This is a genomic window from Methylobacterium sp. WL69, from assembly GCF_008039485.1.
Classification (GTDB): domain Bacteria; phylum Pseudomonadota; class Alphaproteobacteria; order Rhizobiales; family Beijerinckiaceae; genus Methylobacterium.
Window position 1 is genome coordinate 1 of sequence record NZ_VRUZ01000143.1, and the last position, 7,414, is coordinate 7,414.

A 7,414-nucleotide genomic window follows, 5' to 3' on the forward strand; every position below is an offset into this window, starting at 1 on the left:
GGATGACGGCAGTGAACGGGTGGGGGCCGAACCGGCCGGGGAGCGGCGCGGGCCGGCTCCCTCGTGGGACGCGCCGTTCGTGATGGTGGCTTTGTTACGTGATGCCGTGACGCGCGCCCTCGCGCGGGCCGCCCTGCCCGTGGCCGTCGCACTTGTCAGCGGCGGCATGGCGGTACAGCCGGCCGTCGCCTTCGATCTGTTCGGCCTGTTCGGCTCGGAGGAAGAGCCGCCGGCTCCCAGTTCGGGCGCCCTGCCCTACACGGTCAAGTTTCAGGGGATCGATGACGACGATGTCCTGCGCGCGCTTCAGGACACCTCCACCCTCTACCGCCTGCGCCAGGATGCGCCGCCGGATGGCGAGGGCCTCGTGCGCCGGGCCGAGGCCGACCAGCGCCGTCTCGCCGACGTGCTTTCCGGCTACGGCTATTATCAGGGCACCGTCCAGATCCGCATCGACGGGGTGACGCTCTCGGGCGAGTCGAGCGTCGCGGCAGCGGCCGGTGCGGCGGAGGGGTCCCGCGCCCGCGCCCTCGTACCGGTGCGGATCACCGTCGAGGCCGGCCCGCTCTACACCCTGCGCGCCGTCACCGTGCGCGATTCCGCCGGCAATCCGTTTCCGGAGGAGGTGCTGCCCGTCCGCTTCACCCGCGTGGACGACGACGTGCCGGCGCGCTCCGCCACCGTGCTCGCCCGCGAGGCCAAGGTCGTCGACCGCTTCCGGGCCCTCGGACATCCCTTCGCCAAGGCGGTCGCGCGCGCACCCGTGGTCGACGACACGGCCCATGTCATGGATGTGGGCTTCACCATCGATCCCGGCCCCATCGCGGGCCTCGGCGACGTGACCGTGCGCGGCACCACGGGCCTCGATCCGGCGGTGGTGCGCTCGTTCATCTATGCCGAGCCGGGTGATCCGTATTCGCCCAAGGCCATCGCCGACATCCGCCGGTCCGTGGCGAAGGTCGAGGCCCTCGGCTCGATCCGGGTGCGCGAGGGCGAGGCCCTCGATCCCGCCGGCAATCTGCCGATCTTCGTCGATGTGACCGAGCGCGATCACAACCTCATCGGGGTCGCGGCGCGCTACTCCACCGTCGATGGCCCCGGCATCCGCGCCTATTACGCCAACCGCAACCTGTTCGGCGGCGGCGAGACCCTGCGGCTCGATGCCGATGTCTACTACCTCGGCAACGACCTCTACGCGACGCAGCGCAAGCTCGCGGGCATCGATTCCAACGGCCTCGGCGGTCGCCTCTCGGCCACCTTCGTCAAGCCGGCCCTGTGGGGCACCCGCAACGACCTCGTCGCCAACCTGTTCGTCGGCCGCGAGGCGCAGCAATCCTACGTCAGCGACGCGGCCGGCGGCACCATCGGCCTGCGCCACCGCTTCTCCGACGCGTTCTTCGCGCAGATCGGCGTCGACGGGCAGGCCGGTCGCTCGCAGGACGCCCTCGGCAAGGTCGATTACCGCCTCGTCGGCGTGCCGCTCTCGGTGTCTTACGATTCCACCGACAACCTCCTGGATCCGACCAAGGGGGTCCGCGTCATCGCCTCGGCGACGCCCTATGCGGGCTTCCTCGGCTCCGACCCGTCGATCTTCGTCGCGAAGGCGCAGGGCTCGACCTATTATGCCCTCGACGACGAGGCCCGCTACATCCTCGCCGGCCGCATCGGCTTCGGCTCGATCTCCGGCGCGAACCTCGACGAGATCCCGGCCAACATCCGGTTCTTCGCCGGTGGCGGTGGCTCCGTGCGCGGCTTCCCCTATCGGACCCTCGGGCCGCGCGGCCCGTTCAACCTGCCCATCGGTGGGCGCAGCCTGCTGGAGGCCTCGTTCGAGGCCCGCATCAAGGTGACCGACACCATCGGCGTCGTGCCGTTCTTCGATGCCGGTACCGCCTTCGCGTCGAGCCTGCCCGATTTCGAGGAGCGCATCCGCTACGCGGCCGGCTTAGGGCTGCGCTACTACACCGGCATCGGCCCGATCCGCGTCGACGTCGCCTTCCCCCTGGACCGCATCAAGGGCAACCGCGAGCGCCCCGTGGCCCTCTACATCAGCCTGGGGCAGTCGTTCTGATGGGATTTCGGGACCTTTTCCGTTCGCGCAAGAATCCCTCCCCCCTCTGTGGGGGGAGGGTCGCGCGCACCATCGTCGCGCTGAGCTGCATGGTGCTTCTCCTCGGCCCCGCACGCCCCACCCGCGCCGACGAGGCCGAAAAATCGGTCCTCGGCGGCCTGCTCTCGAAGGCGCTCTCCACCCCCGGTTCGCAGGTCGCCATCGGGGCCGTCGACGGCGCCCTGTCCTCCGATGCCACGGTGCGTGACATCGCCATCAGCGATGCCAACGGTGTCTGGCTGAAGCTCGACCGGGCGCGCCTGGTCTGGCGCCGCCTCGCCCTGCTCTCGGGCCGCCTCGAGATCGACAGCTTGGAGGTCGGGCGCCTCGAAATCCTGCGTCGTCCCCTGCCCGCCCCCGTCTCGGCCAAGGCGGAGCCCGACGGCGCGCTGCTGCCCGACCTGCCGGTGAAGGTCGAGGTCAAGGCGTTCAAGCTCGCCGAACTCGTACTGGGCGAGGCCCTGGCCGGCCAGACCGCGCGCTTGGCCGCCGATGGACGGGCCAAGCTCGGCGCGCCGTCCGAAGGCCTCGACCTCGACCTCAAGGTCCGTCGCCTCGACGCGGCGGGGGATTTCGCCGCCCGCCTGCTGTTCGTCCCCAGGGGTGAGACCCTGGAGCTCAAGACCACCCTGGTGGAGCCCGTGGGCGGCCTGCTCTCGAAGGCGGCCAACCTGCCTGGGACGCCGGCGATCAACCTCGATCTCGACGGGCGCGGCACCCTGGATTCCTGGAACGCCCGCCTCGATTTCGATGCCGGGCCGGACCTCGGCGCCAAGGGCTCGGCCCGGATCTCGCGCATCGGCACCGACCGGCGCCTCGCCCTCGACCTCGCCTCGCGCATCGAGGCGCTGCTGCCCGGCCCCGCGGCGGCGGTGTTCTCGGGCACGACGAAGCTCGAAGGGGGCCTGCGCTTCTCCGACGGCGGCGCCTTCGGCATCGACCGCCTCGATCTTACTTCGCGGACCGCCCGCCTGGAAGCGCGGGGGACCCTGACCGCCGATCGCGTTGCGGATTTCGTCGTTGCGGCCCGCGCCGTGCCGACGGACGGCGCCACCACCAAGGCGGGCGACGCCGAGCTCGACAGCCTCGTCTTCGACGGCAGCCTGAAGGGCCCCATCGCCCGTCCGACCGTCGACGGCATCCTCAAAGCCGCCGGCTTGCGCGCCGACGGCAATGCCCTCGACCGCGTCGAGGCCGCCATCGCCATGGCGCCGACGGGGCCGGATTCCGCCGCGAGCCGCTTCGCGCTCAGCGCCGACGCCAATGTCGCAGGCCTGAGCCTCGCCGATCCGGCCCTGCGCCGCGCCATCGGAGCGCGGGCCGCCCTCGCCTTCCGGGGTACGCTCCAGCCCAGCGGCGTCGTGGAGGTGGCGAAGCTCGCCATCGAGGGCCCGACGGCCCGCGCGACCTATGCCGGAACTGTCGGCCAGAACACCCTGACGGGCACCGTCGATGCGGCACTCGCCGATCTCGCCGCCTTCTCGGACATTGCCGGCCGGCCGCTCGCCGGAAGTCTGACCGGGCAGGCGAAGCTCGGCGGAGACCCGGCCCGTAAGGCGGTGACCGCCGATGTGGATCTGCGCGCCGACCGCCTCGCCCTCTCGGTGCCGACGCTGGACGGCTTGCTCGGCCGTAGCCCGCGCTTCACCGGGCGCCTTGCCCAGGTCTATGACGGCTATGCCTTCGACGGGGCGCGCCTCGAGGGCGCAGAAATGGTCGCCCGCCTCGACGGACGCGCCACCGCCCGCATGGCCGACGCCAAGCTGCTCGTCGACCTGAAGGACCTCTCCGTCGTCGATGCCGCCCTGTCCGGCCGCGCCCTCCTCGATGGGCGCCTGACCGGCACCCTGGAGAAGCCCGACCTCACGGCGACGGTGACGGGGGACGACCTGCGCGCACAGGGACTGCCCATCCGGGCTCTGCGCCTGGAGACGGCGCTCCGCGACCTCACCGGCGCCCTCGACGGGACCGTGACGCTCACCGGCGATGTCGCCGGCAAGGCCCTTCGCGCCGATGCCCACCTCGCCCGCCTGCCCCAGGACTGGTCGCTGGATCGCCTCGCCTTCAACCTCGGCTCCGTCGCCATCGCGGGCAGCGCCCGCGTCGATGCCCGCTCCTTCCTCGCGGAGGGTAGCCTCACCATCACGGCGGCGAACCTCGACGATCTCACGCCCCTGGCCCTGACCTCCCTGGGCGGAAGTGTCGACGCGGCCGTCACCCTCACGCGGGCAGGCGGGCGCCAGGACGCGGCGATCCGGGCGAAGGGCGCGTCGCTGCGTGCGGGCGCCCTCGGCCTCGCCCGCCTCGACGCCGACCTCACCGGGCGCGACCTCCTCGCCCGGCCCGTCATCGACGGCCGCGTCAATGCCGACCGGGTCGTGGCCTCGGGCGAGACCCTGGATACCGTGCGCCTCGTCGCCACGGGCTCGCCGAGCGCCAGCGACATCACCCTGACCGCCAAGGCCCGCGGCTTCGACCTCGACGGCGCCGCGCGCCTCGTGCCCGCGGACCGGACGCGGATCGAACTCGCGCGCTTCTCCGCCGCGCGCGGCGGCGATCGCCTGGCGCTGGCCGGACCCGCCACCATCACCCTCGCGGAGGGTGGCGCCGTGATCGACAATCTCGTGATCGCCGCCGGCACCGGGCGGGTCAGCCTGTCGGGTCGGGCCGGCTCGAAGCTCGACCTGAAGCTCGGTCTCCGCGCCGTGCCGCTCGTCATGGCGCGCATCGCCTCGCCGGGGCTCGCCCTCACCGGCACCCTCGACGGCGAAGCGGATATGCGCGGTACATCGGAGCGGCCCGAGGGGCACTACGCCTTCACCCTCGCGCGCCTCGTTACTCCTGAGACACGCAAGGCCGGCCTGCCGCCCATCGACGCCAAGGCCAGCGGCACCCTGTCCGATGGCCGCGCCGGCATCGAGGGCCGCGTCTCGGCCGGGCGCGGCGCCGAGATGACCGTTTCGGGCTCCGTCCCGGTGGCGGCCGGTGGCAACATCGCGCTGAAACTCCGGGGCACCCTGGAAGCGGCCCTCGCCAACTCCCTCCTCAGCGTCGGCGGGCAGCGCGTCACTGGACGCGTCGCCATCGACGCGGGCGTGTCCGGCACCTTCGCTGCCCCGCGTGCGGAGGGCGCTGCCACCCTCATGGGCGGTTCGTTCACCGACCCTCTCCAGGGCATCCGGCTGACCAACATCGAGGGCCGCGTCACCGGGCGGGGCGACACCCTGGTGGTGGAGCGCCTGACCGCGCTGACCCGCAACGGCGGTACCCTGCGCGCCGACGGCCGGGTCGCGCTTCAGCCGGCGGCCGGGTTTCCCGGCAACCTGCGCCTCGTCGCCGAGCGGGCCGAACTCGTGTCGAGCCCGCTGATGACGGCAGTGGCGAGCCTCAACCTCGCCCTGAGCGGCCCGCTTGCCCGCACACCCAAGGTCTCGGGACGCGTCGATCTCGTCTCCGTCGATGTCACGGTACCCGATCGCCTGCCGGCCAGCGTGAAGCCCCTGGAGGGCGTGCGGCACGTCAACACACCGCCCGACGTGCGCGCCCGCCTCGCCGCCCGGGCCGACCGCAAGGCCGCCGTGGCGGCGGCCGGACGCCGGCGGGGCAAGGCCGCCCCACCCTTCGACGCCACCCTCGATGTGGCAGTGAACGCCCCCAACCGCATCTTCGTGCGCGGACGCGGCATCGATGCCGAACTCGGCGGGGCCCTGCGGCTCACCGGCTCGTCGCGCGACCCCGTGGCGACAGGCGACTTCGAGATGCGGCGCGGCCGCCTCAGCGTGGTCGGTCAGCGCCTCGACTTCACCCGGGGGCGCCTGACCTTCGGCGGCGAGATCGCGCAGCCCGACCTCGACTTCCTGGCCGAGACCAAGGCCGCCGAAATCACGGCCCGGATCGCCGTGACGGGGCCCGCGAGCCAGCCGGTCTTCGCCATCACGTCCGATCCGACCCTGCCGCAGGACGAGGTGCTGTCGCGCCTCCTGTTCAAGAAGGCGTCGGGCGGCCTGTCGCCGTTCCAGGCCCTGCAGCTCGCCCAGGCCGTGGCTCAGTTTTCGGGCGGTGCCGGCGGCGTCGACGTGTTCGAGCAGGCCCGCAAGGGCCTCGGCCTCGACAGCCTCGACATCTCCACGGGGGCGAGCGGCGGCCCGGCGGTGGGCGCCTCGCGCTACCTCAGCGACAAGCTCAGCGTCGGGGTGAAGGCCGGAGCCAAGCCCGCCGACACGGCGGCCACCATCGATTACGACGTGACCCGCCGCATCAAGATCCAGGGCGAGGCCGGCAGCGATGGCCGTACCGCCGTCGGCGTCGGCGCCGAGTGGGAGTATTGAGCGGCGGGCTCGGTGAAGGCCGTCAGCGCATCAGCCACAGCGACTGGCCGAACCCGCTCAAGGGGGCGTGAAAATGGGTCACCAGCACGATGGCCCAGAGCAGCCCGAGCACGCTCGTCAGGCCGAGGAGGATGACCTCGCCGAACTCGTGGGCGCCACGCCGGGCGCCGGTCGCGGTCAGGGTCTTCGCATCGTGCGGGTTGCGCGCCATTCGGTATCCTCTTCGTTGTCCGCGCCGCCGCATGCGGCGTGACGGGCGCAACGCCGCAAGGCCTGCGCCAGCACCCTCTTCGATCCCAGCGTCGAGGGCAGGCAGGCCCCGCCCCACATGCATCCCTCCACGGACCTCGCCCATCGGAGCCGCGCTTTGCCCGCTCGATCCCTGCTCTTCTACCCCGATCCACGCCTGCGCCTGCCGGCCGAGCCCGTCCAGGCGTTCGACAACCCCCTGCGGGCGGCGGCCGATGACCTGTTCGAGGCCCTCAAGGCAGTCTCAGCCCTCGGCCTCACCCTGCCGCATCTCGGTCGCCTGCAACGGGTGATGGTGGTTCGGCTGGAGCCCGGCGACCCGGCCACCACCTACGTGAACCCCGAGATCGTCTGGGCCTCGCCCGAGCGCGCCCCGCAGATGGAGGGTAGCGTCTCGATGCCGGGCGTCACCGATCTCGTCGACCGGGCGACCCAGGTGCGCCTGCGCTACCACGATCTCGACGGTAGCGAGCGGGAAGAGAGTGCGGCAGGGTTTCGCGCCGCCTGCCTCCAGCACGAGATAGATCAGCTCGACGGCATCTTCTGGATCGACCGCCTGTCGCGCCTGCGCCGGGACCGGGCCGTGAAGCGCTTCGGCAAGCTGCCGCGGCCCTGACTGTTCCGCCCGCACCGTGCCCATGATACGCAACCGTCCATGCGGCTCGCTCCTCCGACGCTCCTCGCCTTACTCCTGACGGGTTCGGTCGCCCCGGCCGCGACGGGGGCG

Annotated in this window: 4 protein-coding genes; 3 read left to right on the forward strand and 1 reads right to left on the reverse strand. The window is 72.4% G+C overall.

Annotated elements, in window-relative coordinates; all coding sequences use genetic code 11:
- Positions 1–166: 166 nt before the first annotated feature.
- Positions 167–2,071 (forward strand): autotransporter assembly complex family protein, encoded by a 1,905-nt coding sequence (locus FV218_RS21365; protein WP_147711471.1) that lies wholly within the window; start codon positions 167–169, stop codon positions 2,069–2,071.
- Positions 2,072–2,160: 89 nt separating this feature from the next.
- Complete coding sequence (locus tag FV218_RS21370) at positions 2,161–6,438, forward strand: translocation/assembly module TamB domain-containing protein (RefSeq protein WP_246685228.1); 4,278 nt, start codon at positions 2,161–2,163, stop codon at positions 6,436–6,438.
- 22 nt (positions 6,439–6,460) lie between these two features.
- On the opposite strand, the gene FV218_RS21375 is transcribed toward FV218_RS21370, so the two are convergent.
- Positions 6,461–6,649, reverse strand: a complete 189-nt coding sequence (locus tag FV218_RS21375; RefSeq protein WP_056094505.1) for a hypothetical protein — start codon at positions 6,647–6,649, stop codon at positions 6,461–6,463.
- Between the two features lie 156 nt (positions 6,650–6,805).
- On the opposite strand from FV218_RS21375, the gene FV218_RS21380 reads away from it, so the two are divergent.
- Positions 6,806–7,303 (forward strand): peptide deformylase, encoded by a 498-nt coding sequence (locus FV218_RS21380; RefSeq protein WP_147711470.1) that lies wholly within the window; start codon positions 6,806–6,808, stop codon positions 7,301–7,303.
- The last annotated feature ends 111 nt before the right edge of the window (positions 7,304–7,414 follow it).

Coding starts and splice junctions, on each gene's coding strand:
- FV218_RS21365 (WP_147711471.1), top strand. CDS start 167: ATGGCGGTACAGCCGGCCGTCGCCTTCGATCTGTTCGGCCTGTTCGGC.
- FV218_RS21370 (WP_246685228.1), top strand. CDS start 2,161: ATGGTGCTTCTCCTCGGCCCCGCACGCCCCACCCGCGCCGACGAGGCC.
- FV218_RS21375 (WP_056094505.1), bottom strand. CDS start 6,649: ATGGCGCGCAACCCGCACGATGCGAAGACCCTGACCGCGACCGGCGCC.